12 protein-coding genes, 1 tRNA gene and 2 pseudogenes are annotated in these 16,346 nt (G+C 60.5%); 6 read left to right on the plus strand and 9 right to left on the minus strand.

Features of this window, described 5'->3' with window-relative positions; genetic code table 11:
• Positions 1-2: 2 nt before the first annotated feature.
• The 5 genes from JQ597_RS13145 to JQ597_RS13165 form a co-directional block, all read right to left on the minus strand.
• Positions 3-2,873 carry a valine--tRNA ligase gene (locus JQ597_RS13145; protein WP_212264685.1) on the minus strand — a complete coding sequence of 957 codons (2,871 nt, stop codon included), beginning with the start codon at positions 2,871-2,873 and terminating at the stop codon, positions 3-5.
• Positions 2,874-3,121: 248 nt separating this feature from the next.
• Positions 3,122-3,874 (minus strand): PopZ family protein, encoded by a 753-nt coding sequence (locus JQ597_RS13150; RefSeq protein WP_212264687.1) that lies wholly within the window; start codon positions 3,872-3,874, stop codon positions 3,122-3,124.
• Between the two features lie 366 nt (positions 3,875-4,240).
• Entirely contained in the window at positions 4,241-5,659 is a 1,419-nt protein-coding gene (locus JQ597_RS13155) for a TolC family outer membrane protein (protein WP_212264688.1), read from the minus strand.
• A 285-nt stretch (positions 5,660-5,944) separates the two neighbouring features.
• A complete protein-coding gene (locus JQ597_RS13160; RefSeq protein ID WP_212264690.1) occupies positions 5,945-6,529 on the minus strand; it encodes a protein-L-isoaspartate O-methyltransferase family protein in 585 nt (194 codons plus the stop codon).
• Positions 6,530-6,681: 152 nt separating this feature from the next.
• Positions 6,682-6,861 (minus strand): hypothetical protein, encoded by a 180-nt coding sequence (locus tag JQ597_RS13165; RefSeq protein WP_212264692.1) that lies wholly within the window; start codon positions 6,859-6,861, stop codon positions 6,682-6,684.
• A 270-nt stretch (positions 6,862-7,131) separates the two neighbouring features.
• Between JQ597_RS13165 and JQ597_RS13170 the strand changes: the two genes are divergently transcribed.
• Positions 7,132-7,206: transfer RNA gene (locus JQ597_RS13170), tRNA-Asn, on the plus strand.
• 326 nt (positions 7,207-7,532) lie between these two features.
• Here the strand turns inward: JQ597_RS13170 and JQ597_RS13175 are convergent.
• On the minus strand, positions 7,533-7,967 hold the full coding sequence (locus JQ597_RS13175) for a hypothetical protein (RefSeq protein WP_212264694.1): 435 nt from the start codon (positions 7,965-7,967) through the stop codon (positions 7,533-7,535).
• A 1,019-nt stretch (positions 7,968-8,986) separates the two neighbouring features.
• On the opposite strand from JQ597_RS13175, the gene JQ597_RS13180 reads away from it, so the two are divergent.
• The gene (locus JQ597_RS13180) at positions 8,987-10,453 is read left to right on the plus strand and encodes a hypothetical protein (RefSeq protein WP_212264696.1); all 1,467 of its coding nucleotides are present in this window, start codon (positions 8,987-8,989) and stop codon (positions 10,451-10,453) included.
• A 114-nt stretch (positions 10,454-10,567) separates the two neighbouring features.
• Here the strand turns inward: JQ597_RS13180 and JQ597_RS13185 are convergent, their stop codons facing one another.
• A complete protein-coding gene (locus tag JQ597_RS13185; protein WP_212264698.1) occupies positions 10,568-11,626 on the minus strand; it encodes a hypothetical protein in 1,059 nt (352 codons plus the stop codon).
• A 377-nt stretch (positions 11,627-12,003) separates the two neighbouring features.
• Here JQ597_RS13185 and JQ597_RS13190 point away from each other — a divergent pair.
• From JQ597_RS13190 to JQ597_RS13200, 3 genes and pseudogenes are all read left to right on the plus strand, one after another.
• Positions 12,004-12,150 (plus strand): annotated as a pseudogene (locus tag JQ597_RS13190) (IS3 family transposase); the annotation flags it as partial.
• 336 nt (positions 12,151-12,486) lie between these two features.
• A complete protein-coding gene (locus JQ597_RS13195) occupies positions 12,487-12,813 on the plus strand; it encodes a DUF3303 domain-containing protein (protein WP_212214966.1) in 327 nt (108 codons plus the stop codon).
• Positions 12,814-12,984: 171 nt separating this feature from the next.
• Positions 12,985-13,569, plus strand: coding sequence for a COG3904 family protein (locus tag JQ597_RS13200; protein WP_212264699.1), 585 nt, complete (start codon positions 12,985-12,987; stop codon positions 13,567-13,569).
• A 326-nt stretch (positions 13,570-13,895) separates the two neighbouring features.
• On the opposite strand, the pseudogene JQ597_RS13205 reads toward JQ597_RS13200, so the two are convergent.
• Positions 13,896-14,089: pseudogene (locus JQ597_RS13205) on the minus strand (cold-shock protein).
• Between the two features lie 65 nt (positions 14,090-14,154).
• On the minus strand, positions 14,155-14,559 hold the full coding sequence (locus tag JQ597_RS13210; protein ID WP_212264700.1) for a hypothetical protein: 405 nt from the start codon (positions 14,557-14,559) through the stop codon (positions 14,155-14,157).
• A gap of 792 nt (positions 14,560-15,351) precedes the next feature.
• On the opposite strand from JQ597_RS13210, the gene JQ597_RS13215 reads away from it, so the two are divergent.
• Positions 15,352-15,588: a hypothetical protein gene (locus tag JQ597_RS13215; RefSeq protein WP_212264701.1), complete on the plus strand. Its 237-nt coding sequence runs from the start codon at positions 15,352-15,354 to the stop codon at positions 15,586-15,588.
• Positions 15,589-16,346 lie beyond the last annotated feature (758 nt).

The following is a 16,346-nucleotide window of genomic DNA, read 5'->3' on the forward strand; positions in this document are numbered from 1 at the left end:
CCCTAAACCGCGTTCTTCAGCCGCTCCAGCGCTTCGAGAATTTTCTCTTTTCGCGCCACGGCCGCCTCGCGCTTCTCTTTCTCTTCCTCGACGATCTCTTCGGGCGCATTGGCGACGAATTTCTCGTTGCCGAGCTTGGCGTCGACGCGCTTGATGTCGGCGTCGGCCTTGGCGATTTCCTTGTCGAGCCGGGCTTTCTCGGCCGCCAGATCGATCACGCCCTTGAGCGGCAGCGCCACGACTTCGCCGCGCACCAATAGCTGCACGGCGCCTTCCGGCGGGCGGTCGGCAAAGGATATCTCGCCAAGCCGCGCCATGCGCTTGACCGTATCGCTCCAGCGTTGCGCGCGATCCCTGGTCTCGGCGGATGCGCCCGACAGCACCAGCGGCGTCAGCGTCGCCGGCGCGATATTCATTTCCGCGCGCACCGAGCGGATCGCGGTGACGAGATCTACTACCCAGCCGATTTCAGCTTCCGCTGCGGGATCGCTGAACTCGCCGGGCTCACGAGTAGTCAAAACCGTGGACGCCAGTCGTGGGTCGAAATCCGCGCCATACGCAAGTGTGCCCAAGTCATAGTCAGTAGGAACCCTCGCCTTGCGTGGCCATTCCGCCAGCACCAGCAGGCCGTCACGCGCCGCAGTCACTGCCCACAATTCCTCGGTGATGAAGGGCATGAACGGATGCAGCAGCTTCAGAATTTCATCGCGCGCCCAGGCGACCATGGCGCGGGTTTCGGTTTTCGCCGCGCCCTCCTCGCCCAGCAACATCGGTTTTGCGAGTTCGATGTACCAGTCGCAATAGACGTTCCAGACGAAGCGATAGATCGCGTTGGCTGCGTCGTTGAAGCGATAGGCCTCGATCGCCTCGGTGACTTCACGCGTCGCGCGCGAGGTTTCGTGCGCGATCCAGCGGTTCAGGGTTTCCTTGGCGCTCGTGTGATCAAAACCCGCCGGCATGACGCAGCCATTCATCTCGGCAAAGCGGCAGGAATTCCACAGCTTGGTTGCGAAATTGCGATTAGTTTCAACGAGTTGCGGCGATAACTTGATGTCATGGCTGTGCGCGGCGCCGCGTGCCAGCGCAAAGCGCAGTGCGTCGGCGCCATAGTCGTCGATGACGCCCAGGGGATCGATGACGTTGCCTTTCGACTTCGACATCTTCGCGCCCTTCTCGTCGCGAACCAGGCGGTGGATGTAGACGGTCGAGAACGGCGCTTCCTCCTTGAAGTGAAGGCCCATCATCATCATCCGCGCGACCCAGAAGAAGATGATGTCCCAACCCGTCACCAGCACGTTGGTCGGATAGTAACGCGCGACCTCCGGTGTTTCCTCCGGCCAGCCCAGCGTCGAGAACGGCCACAGCGCCGACGAGAACCAGGTGTCGAGCACGTCTTCATCGCGCGTGATGAAGCCTTCGCGTTTGGCGGAATCCTCCGCCATCGCCTGCCCCTGCTCCGGCGTGATGACTTCCTGTTCGACGTAATAGCCGAGCGCGTTGCCGACGGCTTCCTCTTCGGTCTCGGCGACGAACACCTTGCCGTCAGGGCCGTACCAGGCCGGAATCTGGTGGCCCCACCAGAGCTGGCGGGAAATGCACCAGGGCTGGATGTTCTCCATCCATTCGAAATAGGTCTTTTCCCAGTTCTTCGGGACGAACGCGGTCGCGCCGCCACGCACCGCCGCGATCGCCGGCTGCGCCATCGTCTTGGCGTCGACATACCATTGATCGGTGAGATACGGCTCGATAACGACGCCGGAGCGATCGCCGTGCGGCACCGCGTGGGTGTTGGGCTCGATCTTTTCGAGGAAGCCGAATTCCTCCAGACGCGTGACGATCCGCTTGCGCGCGGCGAAGCGATCGACATGGTGGAATTCTTCCGCGAATTGGGACGCGCCTTCCGGCAAGCCGCGCAGATAGTCCTCATTGTCGACGAGGGCCATGCAGCCCTCCTGATCGAGCACGCTGATCTGCGGCAGACCGTGGCGCTTGCCGACTTCGAAGTCGTTGAAGTCGTGCGCCGGCGTGATCTTGACCGCGCCCGAACCCTTCTCGGGATCGGCATAGTCGTCGCCGACGATTGGGATGCGGCGGCCGACCAACGGCAGGATGACGTGCTGGCCGATCAGATGCCCGAGCCGTTCGTTGTCCGGATGCACGGCCACCGCCGTGTCGCCCAGCATCGTCTCCGGCCGCGTGGTCGCGACCACGATGAAGGTCGTGGGATCGTCAGGGCTGAAAGTTTTGCCCTCGATCGGATAGCGCAGATACCAGAGACTGCCCTTGACCTCGACCTGCTGCACTTCGAGATCGGAGATCGCGGTAAGCAGCTTCGGGTCCCAGTTGACCAGCCGCTTGTCCTTGTAGATCAGCTTTTCGCGGTACAACTCGACGAACACTTTGGCGACCGCGCGAGAGAGGCCCTCGTCCATCGTAAAACGTTCGCGCGACCAGTCGCAGGACGCGCCGAGCCGCTTCAGCTGGTTGACGATGACACCGCCGCTTTCCGCCTTCCACTGCCAGACGCGCTCGAGGAATTTCGCGCGCCCCAATTCGCGGCGGCCTGGCTCCTGCCGCTCCATCAATTGCCGCTCGACCACCATCTGGGTCGCGATGCCCGCATGATCGGTGCCGGGTTGCCACAGGACGTCGCGGCCACGCATCCGTTCGAAGCGGCAGAGAATGTCCTGCAAGGTGTTGTTGAGCGCATGGCCCATGTGCAGCGAGCCGGTGACGTTCGGCGGCGGGATCACGATGGTGAAGGGCTCGGCGTCGCGCCGCTCGGGGCGGCCGGCTTTGAACGCGCCGCTCTCCTCCCAGATGGCCGACATGCGGCTTTCGATATCGGCGGGCTGGTAGTTTTTCTCGATCATGACAATGCAATTGGGGTCTTGAGGAAGCGATAGCGTTTTCGAGCGAATTTGGAGACGGTTCGCGCCAGGAAAACGCGTTCAAAACAACAGACTAGCGCCCGACTCTGAAGCAATCAGGAACCTTACGGGCCCCTAGAAAGCCGCCGGAAGGCATCGAGTCAACCGCAGCTGCACGCCGAAGTCCGATAAAGCCCGTCGGGCATGGCTGAATGAGGGCCAAACGCCTCGCAAGCGGCCGCTTTGACGGGCTAGCGCCCGCGCGAAACCCGCTCGATTTCGGCTTTGACGAGCTTCTCCACCAAGCCCGGGAGATTGTCGTCGAGCCAGGATTTCAGCATCGGCCGCAGCATTTCCTTGACCAGATCTTCCAGCGTCCGGGCGTTGTTGCTGAGCACCGTGTTGGCCAGCGAATTGAAGGCGGATTCGACCGCGGACACCGTCGAGCGCGACAATATCTGCTGCGCCGGCGAAGCTGCGGCGGCGCTTTCAAACGGCGGCGGTTCATAGGCCGGCTGCCGGTGCAGCGCCTTGGCGGCGGCGGTCTCGGTGAACTCGATGTCGTCCTGCGGCTCGATCTTGTGGAATGAGGATGCCGCCGGCTGCGGATCCGGCACCGCCATCTCGTCGGTGAGCTCGAACACGTCGGCCTCGGGCTGCGCCGGCCGGATGTCCGCCTCCGGCGTCGCCGCGTCGAGGCTTGCGAGCATCGCGTCGATGTCGTCCTGGTTGTTGCTGGCGGCGGGCTCCGGCGCAGGCGGCGGTGGCGCGGGCTTGGGCGCGGCGGCCGGTTTGGGCGCGATCGCCGACGGCGGAATATCCTTCATCGCCGTCGGCTTGGCGGCCGGAGGCTCGGGTTTCGCTGATGGCGGCGGGCTTGCGGGCTTCTCGGCGGCAGCCGGCTTTGCATCAGCAGGTTTGGCTTCGTCGTCAGCGATGATGCGACGGATCGACGCCAGAATCTCCTCCATCGAGGGCTCTTGGACCTTTGCAGGTTGCGTCATCGCCGACTCCACATCGAAACCATTTTACACCAAGCCACTCGGGATTTGCCGGTTCCGGATATGCAGGCCGGGATTTTCATCGCGCAAGCCAGACTTGTCCCCAGATCAACCCCACACGATGCATCGCGCGGGGTTCCGCTCCCCAAAAGCAACGCGGCTCGCGGCCTGTAGACGTAAAAGGTGTGCGAATCGCCCTGCTGCCTCCAAGAAAGTTATGTCACGGCAACAAGTGATTGCAACAACACACCCGGCGTACTCCCCGTCGGGTGGTGAATCATTCCGGCCGAATGACGTTGTCATCCCCCGGATGACGTTGTCATCCCCGGGTGACGCTTGTCATCCCGCACGCATGCGGGTGGCGGGATATCAGCGGCCGTCGGGGGTGCGAACGCCGGCCCAGCTGTCGCGCACCTGATGATAGTGCACGCTCGGATCATAGGTCGTGGTCGGCAGCTTGAGCACGATCGGTGACAAACGCCCGATCGTGTTGAGCACCGAGTAGGACGCGACGACGCGGTCGTGCTGGGCGGTGACGAGCGCGACGCGCGCGTTGACCAGCGCCTGCTGCGCGTTCAAGACGTCGAGCGTGGTGCGCTGTCCGGCCTTAGCTTCCTCGCGCACGCCGTTGAGCGCGATCTCGGACGCCGTCACCTGCGCCTGTGCCGACTGCACCTGCGCCTTGCCGGCCACCAACTGTCCCCAGGCCGTGACGACGTTGGCGCGGGCCTGATCCCGCTGCTGTTCGAGAGTGAGGCGCTGCTGCGCCAGGGTTTCCTTGGATTGGCGGATCAACGAATATTCGGCGCCGCCATTGTAGATCGGGACATTGAGCTGCGCGACAGCCGACGCCCCGAACGACCTGTAGACGGTCATGGTCTGTTCGTAGGACTGCTGCACCGATGCCACCAGGTTCACGGTCGGCAACAATGCGCCCTCGTTGACCTTGACCTGGAGGTAGCTGACGTCGATGCCGAACATCGCCGCGGTAACATTCGGATTTTGCGTCAGGCCGAGTTCGACGGCGCCGGGCAACGTGCCCGGCAAATAGCGATCGACCGGCGAACCCGGGGCCAGCGCTACCGGCTCATTGCCGATGATGCGGCGGAAGTTCGAACGCGTCGTGTTCAGGTTGGACTCGGCGGTGAGTTGCTGGGTCCTGCCGGCGGCCAGTTGTGCTTCCGATTGCGCGACGTCGGTGCGGGTCACTTCGCCGACATTGAAGCGGTCCTTGGTCTGCTTCAGCGTCTGTTCGAGCACGCGAACGTTGCTCTTCTGAACCTCGACGATCGCGGAGTCGCGCAGATAGTCCATGTAGATCGTGGCCGCCGACAGCAACACAGTCTGCTCCAGCGCCCGCAAGGCTTCGCGCGCGCCGGAAACCTGGCTTTCAGCGGCGCGGGTGCGGTTGGCGGTCTGCTGGCCGTTGAACACGTTCTGCGTGACGGTAGCGCCGACGCTGCGCGGCGCGTTGGTGCCGTGAGTTTGCTGAGAAACCACGACGGGGGCACCCGCAGCGTTGAGACCGCCAGAATTGAGAAGCGTGTCGGTATATTGATAACCGGCGCTGGCGGTGACGGCGACCCTGGGGCGATAGCCCGACAACGCCTGTGGCACGTTTTCGTCGGTGAAGCGCACCTGGGCGCGCTGCGCGTTTAACTGTGGGTTGTTCTGATAGGCGCGCACCAGCGCGGCCTCGATCGTATCGGCCAGAGCGGGCGTCGGGCCCATCAAAGCTAACAGAAGGACCGAAGCCGCAGCTCCGGTGAAAACCTTCACCCCACGCATCAATGGTGATCCAATCATTTAGTTCGCCGGCCAAAACAACAACCGGACGCCGCTTCGTCGAAGTGAGTCCCGGCTCACCTTATTCCGCACCGGGGCTCGACGGAACCACCCAGCAAGCGAAACCGGTCGAAACTCTTCACGTGGGGCAAACGGGCCACACTTCTGATTCAGAACGGGATTTTAACAGCCTGAACGGGGCGTCTTTTTGTTTTGACGCGTTTTCCTGGCGCGAACCGGGTTCCACCCCGGATCAAGTCCGGGGCAGGCTTTCGCTCGAAAACGCTTCTAGAAAACGAACGCTGGAAGCCGTTCCATGCCCGGCAGCACCGGCACGGCGGCGTCGAACAGCGCCCGGTTCCCGAAATCGCCATGGGAACGCGTCACGATGGTAGCCCGCTGCGGCTGCGACATCGCGAAAACGCCGACCAGCCGGCCGCCGTCCCGGAGTTGCCCATAGAGCTTTTGCGGCACGACCTCGGTCGCGCCGTTCAGGACGATGACGTCGAAGGGCGCCTTGGCGGGATCCCCGTCGGCGCCTGTCGCGCTATGGACCTGCCTGGCAAATTGGCCAATCACGGCAGCGGCGTATCCGCTGGCGCAGCCCACCACCAGAACATTGTCGGTTTCCTTGATCTCGGCGGCCTGCAGCATCTTCGCCAGCACCGCCGGCTGGATCAGGAACTGCTTTTCCGAACCGGCCTCGCCGACCTCGAGATCGAGGTCCAGATAAGCCAGGGCGCGCTTGTTTTCGGGGACAAAGGTCTCGCGCGGCACCGCCAGCATGGCGTCGATGATGCGGATATCGGTGACGTCGCTGGGACGCACCTGACCATCGACCATTTTCTGGCGCGCGGTCGAAAAACCGGACATTGGCGAAGACCCTTGGGCTAAGACCCTGAAAGCAAGCGGCGTTGCCGCCGGGAGAGCTGAAACCGGGGTCATCTTTGGTACAAGCTCCGGCAAAACGCAACACGCCGGGCGCACGCGCCAACCCGGCGCAGGATTCCGAAGATAAAGGCGCCCTACTCGATCGTGACCGCAAGCCGGCCGATCAGCTGCGCCACCTCGTCCAGATGCTCGGAATCATGTTCCACAAGCGCTTGCGCCAGCCGGAACAGGCATTCGTCATCGCTGAGATCAGGAATATCGCTCGGCACGATCGAGGGCACGGCTCTCATCAGGTCGGCGGAAATGGCTGGCATCGAATCGGCTCCCGTGAAACCCGGCAGTTTCAAAATTCGGATCGGATTGAGTCGAATTGGCGGCTGGCGCCATGCTCCGCGCGGATGCCGGGTTTGCACAGGTGCGTTGCCGGTTATGCCCGCGCCGGACCGGGAAATGGCGGCAAATCCTTGAACCGCCGGGGATTTCAGGCCCCATCCACCATGGCGCCGGGGATGGACATTTGGTCCTTTGCAAGCCCGAAAGGCTTTGTTATACGCTCCCGGCTCGCGAACATTTGTTTCGCCTATTCCTCGGTAGCTCAGCGGTAGAGCATTCGACTGTTAATCGAATGGTCGCTGGTTCGAATCCAGCCCGGGGAGCCAGCAAATTCAATTGTTTCTCAGGTTTCGACGCGGCGCCCGACAGGCGCCTTCTGCATCGGGGCCACTTCAAGGCCCACTTGAGTATCCCGCGTCCTGAGCGACAACGTACTTGTTCCTCAGGAGCTATCCGGTCGAATCGGAGCACCCCCGATCGGGCGGCTAGAGCAGCGGATGCGGTGCTTACCTGCTGCCGATCAGTGCAGTCTTTCGCGTTACGTCACCCGTAGCTGCAGTCCGCCGATCCAAAGTGACGTTCGATCCCGAGCGGCACGCTGCGGATTTTTTTCCCCCACCGACGCGGCTATTCAATTAGGGATCCCATTTGCTCAGCCGTTACCTGCCGGCTCGGCAAAAGACAGTGCTAGCCGCAAAAATTCTTCGCGGTCAAATTCAACTTCGCCGAATGTACCACGCAAGACCAGCGGACAGGTCGCGGCTGCCTTGAATGCGGCTTCATTGATCAGCCTATATTCGCGGCCGTGCAGATTCATCGTAAGGCCGGATAACGCTTGAAGTCGGTAGCTGATAGCGACCAGATCAGCGGTGCTTACTTCCTTGGAAAGTGCATCGACGATTGAAATGGTGGCGTTCTCGAATCCACGGGGGCCATCCTCAGCCGCGCTGTTGGCGCGGGTCAGAAGATCGGCGCAAACTTCTCGTACTGGCTCGCCCATATGAGGTTCCTGCGAATCGGGATCACTCACGATGACACAATGCAGGGTGCCAAAACCGAAGATTGAGGGCTTGTCCCACCTATTCACAGGGTACTCCCACAAGCGCTGCTTGAGGCGGAATCCGTCCCTTATCATCGAACGACGCAGTTAAGCCTTGGTGCGCTTCTGGCGCGGCGCTGGAGTCGGTTCCGCCTCGGGCCGGCGCAGTGCCTTCAGCATGGCGATACAGGCCATCATCTCCGGCCCGTCACGCTCGGCAAGCCAATGAAAATGAAAGAGCTGAGGTACTCCGAACTAGTTCGGAAAGATCAACCGAGCTGCGGTAACTTGCGGAGGCCGTTGGCAATCCGCCATTGCCGGTCGGTTGGAATGGGCGGCCCCAGTACAGCCCGGTCCCCCCGGCCCTGGGGCCGCCTCCAACTGAGGCAGCCTTTACTTCGGCGTTTGATCGATCGGCCGGGACCACGGCTCGCTCAACGCCCCAGAACTGGCGCCCCGCGCGGAGTCTGCCGACTCGGGTTTCGACGCGGCGCCCGACAGGCGCCTTCTTCATCGGGGCGACTCAAGGACCACTTGAGAATCTTGCGTCCTGAGCGGCGAAGGGGCTCGCGCCAGCGCCAGGAATGATCGATGATCTGATCGCCAACCAGGAACGACCAGAGATCTTCGATCTTGAGCTGAACCCCTTCAAAGTGGTGTCAGCGAAACGGAGCAGAGGGAGAAACCGGGGCAGTGGCAATCAGAACGCCTTACTCGACGTCGGGAGTTAGGGCCCCCGATCCGCCTGAACGGCCTGACGGGGCGGACGATGGTGCGAACCATCAACCGTCCGCGCAGGAAAGCCGCCAAACGATCGCGATTGAGACGGCTGACGCGGCGCCTCAGGACGCTCCCGCCTTCTTGCGACGGGGCTTCGGTTCCAAGGCTCAAGGGCCGAGCGGTCAATCGTCTCAGTTATCGAATCCCCTCACCTACACCGCCACGAAAATGCACTCTATCGTCGAGCGTTGGCGCCGCCATTTTGCGCAGGATACTTCAATGCCAAAAGCCGAACACCATGTTGCAGGGATAGGAGGCGCGCTGCATTTGCAATCCTGATCTTGGTCGTGGTCGTTGCAGGCGTCGGCGCCGCCATTGCGGGCGGTCAGTCTTGGAAAACTCGAGCAAGCGGAAAAAACGAAGAGAGACTTGGTCAACAAGAGGGGGCGCAAGACGATGCCACCTCGGAAAAGAACAAAGCTGGTGGGGAGACCGGCACCGATCAAGCTGCGCTCAATCTCTCGCGAGACTTGGCAGGCCATCGACGCGCAACACCGAGGGACAGTGTGAAATTCAAGTTGGCGATACTGACTGCGCTAGCCAAGCGCCCTGACGGCCGCGCGTCTCTTGACGACCTCAGGGACGATGTCGAGGCGCTCACTGCCGAAGATCAATCGGAAGAGATTGCCTCCGCGCTCGATGACATCGACATTTTTCAGTCGGGGCTGGTGACGCCGGAAGGCGACGGGTTACGAATTACCGACGCAGGCCGATCGGCGTTGAGGGCTTTGGGAGCCTCGAACGAGCCCTCATTTGATCTTCCCGCACCATCTCCCTCCCCTTCACTGAAAATGATCGATCATCTCGTCGGCACTGAGGAGCGTCTGAAAATTTTCGATCTCGATCGGCGGGACGATAAAATCGATGTCGACCCCGACAGGATGGAAGAAACTGCAAATGCCGAGGATACTTCTTCGGCAAGTACAATTCCTGCCGCCGCTCAAGAATCAGGCGGCCATTTGCCCCATGAAAGTATTGCCCAGCCCATAGCTCCGGAAGTTGGTGCCGCCGATCTACAGAACAGCAATCCAATCCCGGTTCCTCAGGAGGAACCGCGGCGGCCGAGCGCACCCGCCTTTTTTTCGCGAAATTCTGATGCCGAGGCCAAGACGCCAGCGCTCGCGCCGCCTGAACGAAACAAGTTCAGTAAGCTAATCGCTGCCGGATTGCAGCAAGCTCAGGCCATCTGGCAACGTCATCTGGAGCGAGACGGATCCACCGCAAAGGCGGCACGAAGGACCGGAAATGTCGGAGGCGTAGCCATTGCGCTCCTGACCCTGCTCGTGCTCGTGATGTGCGCTGGAGCAGTGATTGCGCTCACCCAGATCAGATCCCTGAAATCGGAAATCGCAACCCTCCAGCGCGAACTCTCGCCTCTCAGGGAACGCGCCGCCAGGGCGGATTTTTTGGAAAAAGCAAAGCAGAAGGCTGACCAACAAACGGAATCCCAAAACAAATCCGTTGCTGAAAAGAAGGCCGGGGCCGACCCTCGAACCGAGCAAGCCGCGCTCAATCTGACACCAGAAGAAATTCGACTGATCCGGGATTTTATCAAGCCCGCGCCGGCCGCGGGCACGCCTGCACCCGCGATCAAAGTCGGCGATACGGTCGGCATCGCAACGATCCCGCTACCGTCCCAGCTCATGGAGAAGATTCCGAAATTGCTCGGAGCCAGGTTTACGACCCGCAATGGATCGATCATCATTTTGCGACGTGATAGCCGGCAGGCCGACCTTGTCTTGCCACCTAACTAGCTAAGCTGCGAACTCAAAGGTGCACGGCCGGAAGCGCCGGACCGCCTTGATTAAGGCAAGGCAATCGGCTGCTGGTTATTGCAGTGGGATGATCGGACCCGTGAAAGGACAGCTCTATTGCGCGGGCGCCGGCGGCCGCGACGTCGGTGACGGTTTTGGCCTTTCGGCCCTCGGCTGGGTTGTGGCCTGTGGCGACGAGAGTGTCGGCACCGGCTGGCGCACCCCGGGAGCTGCTGGCCGTGGCGAAGGAGGCGTCGGCCGTGGCGGGGTCGCGGCTATTCTGGGCGACGCATTCTGCTCGGGAGCCCGGGAAATGACGCTGGCCAATTGTTCCTGGATTCCTTTGATTTGCCCGGCTACGCTTGCATTGTCGCGCGCCGCTTGCTCCTGGCTTGCCTTGAGTTGTTCGGAAAGCTGGGCAACGGCGCGGGTCAGTTGTTCCTGGCTCGCCCTGAATTGCTCGTTGAGCTTCGCATTGTCGCGGGCCATTAGGTCGCGACCGGCCTTGAGCTGCTCGATCTCCTTCCCCATGCTTGCAAGATCGCGCGCCATCGACTGGAGCAGCGGCGTCAACTCGGGCGGCAGGGCAGCGGCGGTCGGCGCGGCCTGGGCCAGCGGCGCCGGTTGTGAAGGAGCTGTCTTCGCGGCATCGCCGGGCGACCCCAACCAGGTGGCAAGGCCTGCGCCGATACCGGCCGCCAGCAGGACGCCGGCGATGCCACGTAACGCCCAACCGCCAAGCGAAATCCGGTTGTCCGAGACAGCCGGGCGAAACGTGTTGAAGCTCTTGGTCTGCGGATCCGACCGGGGGCTTGGGACTTCGTGCGACAGCCTGGAAGCCAGTTGATTTCCCGCATCCGATGGAGCGGCACCGGGGACTTGTTCAGCGAGTGCTTGACGAGCTATGCCGGGGATTTCGTTCCTGGCGTCACGGGCGACGGGCGCGTCGTGTATCTTCTTTATCGAAATCCCAGGTTCGCGAGACGGTGCCTTTCCGAAATGCTCTATTGGCGTTTCGATGCCCCGCCGAAGATTGTCAGAAGCCTTCGCAACCTGTTCGCTGGCCCGCGCTGCGTCGTGGGGCTCCTCGTCAAAGAAAGTAGGTGGCGAGGGAGGCTCGCTCAGTATCTCCGCTACAGTATTGTGTAGCACCTGAAGTTTATCGGTACTCATTTGCTAACCCTCAGCCACAACTCGACCAAGCGGCGGATAGTCTCGGGCGACCGGGCAGATCGTCCTGTTTGCGGCGCCAGTTGTCAATATTCTGCAAGTTGGCGAGCGAGGCAAGTGAAGGACTCGCCCGGCTGGCCCGAAAAAGCATTAGGTTGCGGGAACGCGCAGCCAGGTCGGGTCTGCTGGAAAAGCGAAGCAGAGTTTTGGTTCGAGGGTCGGCTGCGGCCCTCACCCATACCCGCGGTCAATGCGGCAACGCAGTGGCCACCCGACCAGCTCATTAAATTCATCTCATGAATAAGGGCCGCGATGCAGTTCGTCATAAAGCATTGTCTGAAACATCGAGCGCAAGGCCGCTGACCTTGCCCCACGGACTTAAAGCCACCGGCTGCTGCCGCATGACCATGAGATACCAGACGACCCGGGCGGACGATGCCGGCCTTCGCCAACGCATGCGGGCGATCGCCCAGGAGCGGCGCCGCTTCGGCTATCGGCGCCTGCACGTTCTGCTCAAGCGGGAGGGCTAAACTCGCCGTAAAGCTTGCGAGCTCGCTCAAGTTTGCCCGAATTCATGATGTCCGGGATTACCCCAAAAGGTCCACGCATGGGATTGAATATTCTTGTTAATGAATAGATCCGATGTGTTTGCTTTCGACTGACGGCTTCGGCGGTCCTTCTGAAGGCTGGCATTGTCTTCTGGAGCGGGAGTTGGAAGCTCCAGCATTCGCCAATCAGGTAGCGCTCTTAGAACCCGACATAGGCCGCTGAAGCAGCAGATTGTTATTGAGGCGACATCGCCGAACAAGTCGATATTGTGGGAACTTGGGCAATGCTGCCCGGTTCAGGGAGGAGGAAAACCTATGAAATATATGTGTGAGTATACGATCCGAACGGCAGGTCTTTCCTTTGATCAAAACATTGCGGGGGGCGAGGCGCTTCTAACCGCGTTCAGTAAGTGGAAGCCTGAAGAGGAAAAGGGGCTGACGATTCACGCGTTTGTTTCAGACCTCGCCGGAAGGGGCGGCTTTATTTTGGTTGAGACCAATGACCCGAAGGCCATCACCGCCTTCGCTGCGAAATACAACTATTGGAATGACGTTAAGATTACTCCTGTGCTCGATGTTGGCGAGGTGGTTCCGATATCAGCGAGTGCGCTTGATTGGGCGCGTAAAGCATCAAAGGGTTGATCGACGGCCGCTACAGTCCATTGAAGCGTCCCGATCCGGAGTCGTCGGGGCGCTTTATATGATTTGCACACACCACATACGCATTACCCCACGCCGTTCCCAAGGGCTTCGAGCACTTGCCGTCGCCCCCAGGCGCGGTTGGATGGGCCGTTATCGCGAGGAATAATGGGGATGCAAAAGTGGGGAATTGCGGCTAGCAGGCTTGTGAGTGCGGGGCTCGCGCTGAGCGTGTCGATCGCGGCCGCCGCCGAGATAAAATCTTTGAATCTCAAAGACGATCGCGTCGAAATTTCCATCTCCGGCAATATTGCGCCGGGTGACGCTGACTTACTGAAGGCGCGCATCAAGGAGGCGAATGATGCAGGTAAACTGGTGACCTCGCTGCGGTTGAACTCTGATGGGGGCAACTTGCTGGAAGCTGTCCGAATAGCAGACGCGGTCAAGTTTGCAAAAATGTCCACAAATGTAGGGCGGAGCTCAACGTGCGCCTCAGCTTGCTTTCTCATTTTCGCGGCAGGAGAAGCAAAATACGCAAACAATAGCGCCCGTATCGGAGTGCACGGCGCCGCCGATAAAGATGTCCGGTCTTCGAGAGCTGCAACCACGTCGATGGCAGACATTGCGAAAGCATTGGATGTTCCCTCGTCGATTATTCGCCGCATGGTGATCACGCCGCCCGGCGAAGTGGAATGGCTTAGTCTTGCAGATCTTCGATCGATGGGAACGAATGTCAGTCGCGCCGAGCCAGAGCGATAAAAGAGCCAGGTGACCGGCAACAGACGAACACGCTAACCGCTGCAGAAATGCTTACCGTTCCCCACCCTAGGCGCCGCTGCCGTAGCTACGTGGATAACCAACGTCGTTTTTCCAATCCCGCCACAGCTTATCGAAGCAAATCAGCAAATGCCGACTGCGTCTAAATCGACAGGTCGTCAGGATTCGGCGTCATCGAGCGTTCAGACACCCAGCACAGAAGACGCCGCGACCGCCTATCAACGAGCCGCGGAGGCTATCCTGAAGGCATGCCAGGTTCAGCCATTTACGGAGCTAGCGCGTCGCCGCCTCAGTGGCGGCCTCTTTCGCTAACCGACTCTTAGGTTTTCCGCGGATGTTTTGCCGCGGTTTTCGGTTTCCTCGTAGCTAACCTTCGTGCCCTCGTTGAGGCTGCTTAAACCGGCTCGCTCCACAGCCGAGATGTGCACGAAGACATCCTTGCCGCCGTTGTGAACCCATAACCCTTGGCCGAGTTAAACCACTTCACAGTACCAGTAGCCACGTCCGCACTCCCTTCTGAAGCAATGGCGCCAAACCTGGATTGGTTGTGGCGCGCACTGCAAGAAACTAAGCGACCGCTGAAGGCGGTATCCGGTCCCGCGCCCGACGACGTCGGCCGCGCCGGTTTACGACAACCAGCCTAATCGGCGTCAACGACTGCGGCGGCACCGGCGTTGCAGCAGCGGCTTCCGTCGGCTGTTCGTTATCCGCGGTCACCTGGATCGGGCTTTCGACCGAAGCGAGAAACACTCGACCGGCATCGGTGATTTGCCAGCCCGCATCATCGCGTAGGACGAATGATTGACTGAATATTTCGAGGCCTGGGGCGCGCGCAGCAAGGCGTTTTGTTCGGTCGCTCCAGTCCGGTCCGCTGGACATTAGAATGGCGACCGCGCGCGTGAGCTCGGCGAGTGAGGCGCGTCCGCCCGGATGACCGGCTAATACCTTCAATACTGTAATTTGAAAACTCACCACACGCCCCGAGACGCAACGGAAGTTTCGTAAAGAAGGCAAAGCTATCTCGCGCTCTCCGCCAGGTCTGCCGAATTGTGAACATACACCCGACGGCGAACACATTTGAGGTTGGTGTGCTAAGTGCGCAACACCGGTAGTATTACCAGGTTTTCCCGAATCGTCTTTTCCGTAGGGGAACCGGCTGGTAGCTTTCGGATGCGCGCTCCCGCAGAGCGCGGGGTTTTATAGATCACGCCTCCATCAACCCTAAAACGCCGGTGGCGGTTGGACGGTGCAGCCGATGATCCGCGATGATCGGGGAATAAACCGATACTTTGAAGTAGGTCTGCTTGTTGCCGCCCTCGCTGGGGTTGGCATGATGGTATATTGGGGCTTGACCTAAGGCCGCCTCGGTTGTCGGCCTTCCGGTTCCAGGCTCGTACCTTCGTCGGGCTGCTTAATCTGACTCTCCACCACCATTGTGCTGGGGTCGTTTGCCAGTTGCTAAGACCGCGCCTCAATGGGCCATGCCCGCCCTCACCCGCCGCCCCACCCCGAACGTTCTCACACGCTGTTTCTGTGGCGCCGCGATCAATAACGCAGGCAATCACCGGCCGCAGCTCGCGTGAAATTCGCACGTCGTCCCTATGCAGTTTGTGCCACAGCCAACTTTCAGGCTCGGTACTACTACTAGGTTTTTCCGGATCTTCTTTTCCACGACGGAGCTGGCTGATAGCCTTCTGCATGGCGCTCTCGCAGAGTGCCTGGGTTTGATCGATGATGCGCGAGCACTCAATGAAGAGATGCAGCATGCCCGAGCTCGAACGGTTGTGGACAACCATTCCAAACAGTGAAGACAGTGCAGCAGAAGGTGCCACTGAGATTTGGATGCGCTATGATGTTGGGGCGCGCGCAACAATGCACCATACGTTGAACCGGTTGACCGCCGAGGGACGTATCAAGCGAATATCCCGCCCAATTCCGAATGGCGGCGAAGTGCATTTGTATTATCGAGCACCAACGCCGGACGGTTCTTCATCGCGCTGATGGTTCTCGCCGTGCTCCAGCGGCCCGCCTATCGACTCCCCAGGACCTGCTTTTGGACCGGATGCCAGTCGGTGTAATCGTATGCTCCCGACCAACGGTGCACGACGGTGTCGCAGTCGAGACATGCAAAACTGTCCTGCGAAACATTAAACTTGCGCTGTTGAACCGCGCGGAAAGTCGCGCCGCATTTTGGACAGGAAAAGATAATGTAGGTGCCGTCAACCATGGGCCCATTGTGCCGCAAATCCTGGTCGTTTCCTAGCTGCTCGGGTTTGCGGCGGCAGCCTGTGGCTACATGATTGGGTGTCCGAATTTTCCTGAGCGGGAGCTTAAGGTCGGGAACGAAACGGCGGAGCCTCGGCTTGAATCCAGATCCCCGCGAGGGTGCCGGTATTTAGTGACGTCGCCGCCCCGGATGGAATGACCAGTTGCCTTTGCTGTTGGAACTTTCACCGGCTTCGCATTGCTATGGCTTAATCTACGACCAATACGGCCACATATCGCTGTAACGAAAGAGGACGACGCACATCAGCCAGCGCCGAGCGAGCACGCTCCGATCTAAGCTCATCCCTTACTTGACGAGCTTCAACGCCATCTGTCCGAGGTCGATCGAGGCGGCGCAAAGCCACGCTAACCCGTCTGAAGAAAGCTGATGCGGACAGAATTACCGCTGCAAACATAGGGCATCGGTGATGCGGGCACGTTGCCGCTTATTCCCCTAAAATTACCAAGTTTTCCCAAATCGACCTTTCTGCCAT

Origin of the sequence: Bradyrhizobium sp. AUGA SZCCT0177 (genome assembly GCF_018130125.1) — a bacterium.
Classification (GTDB): domain Bacteria; phylum Pseudomonadota; class Alphaproteobacteria; order Rhizobiales; family Xanthobacteraceae; genus Bradyrhizobium.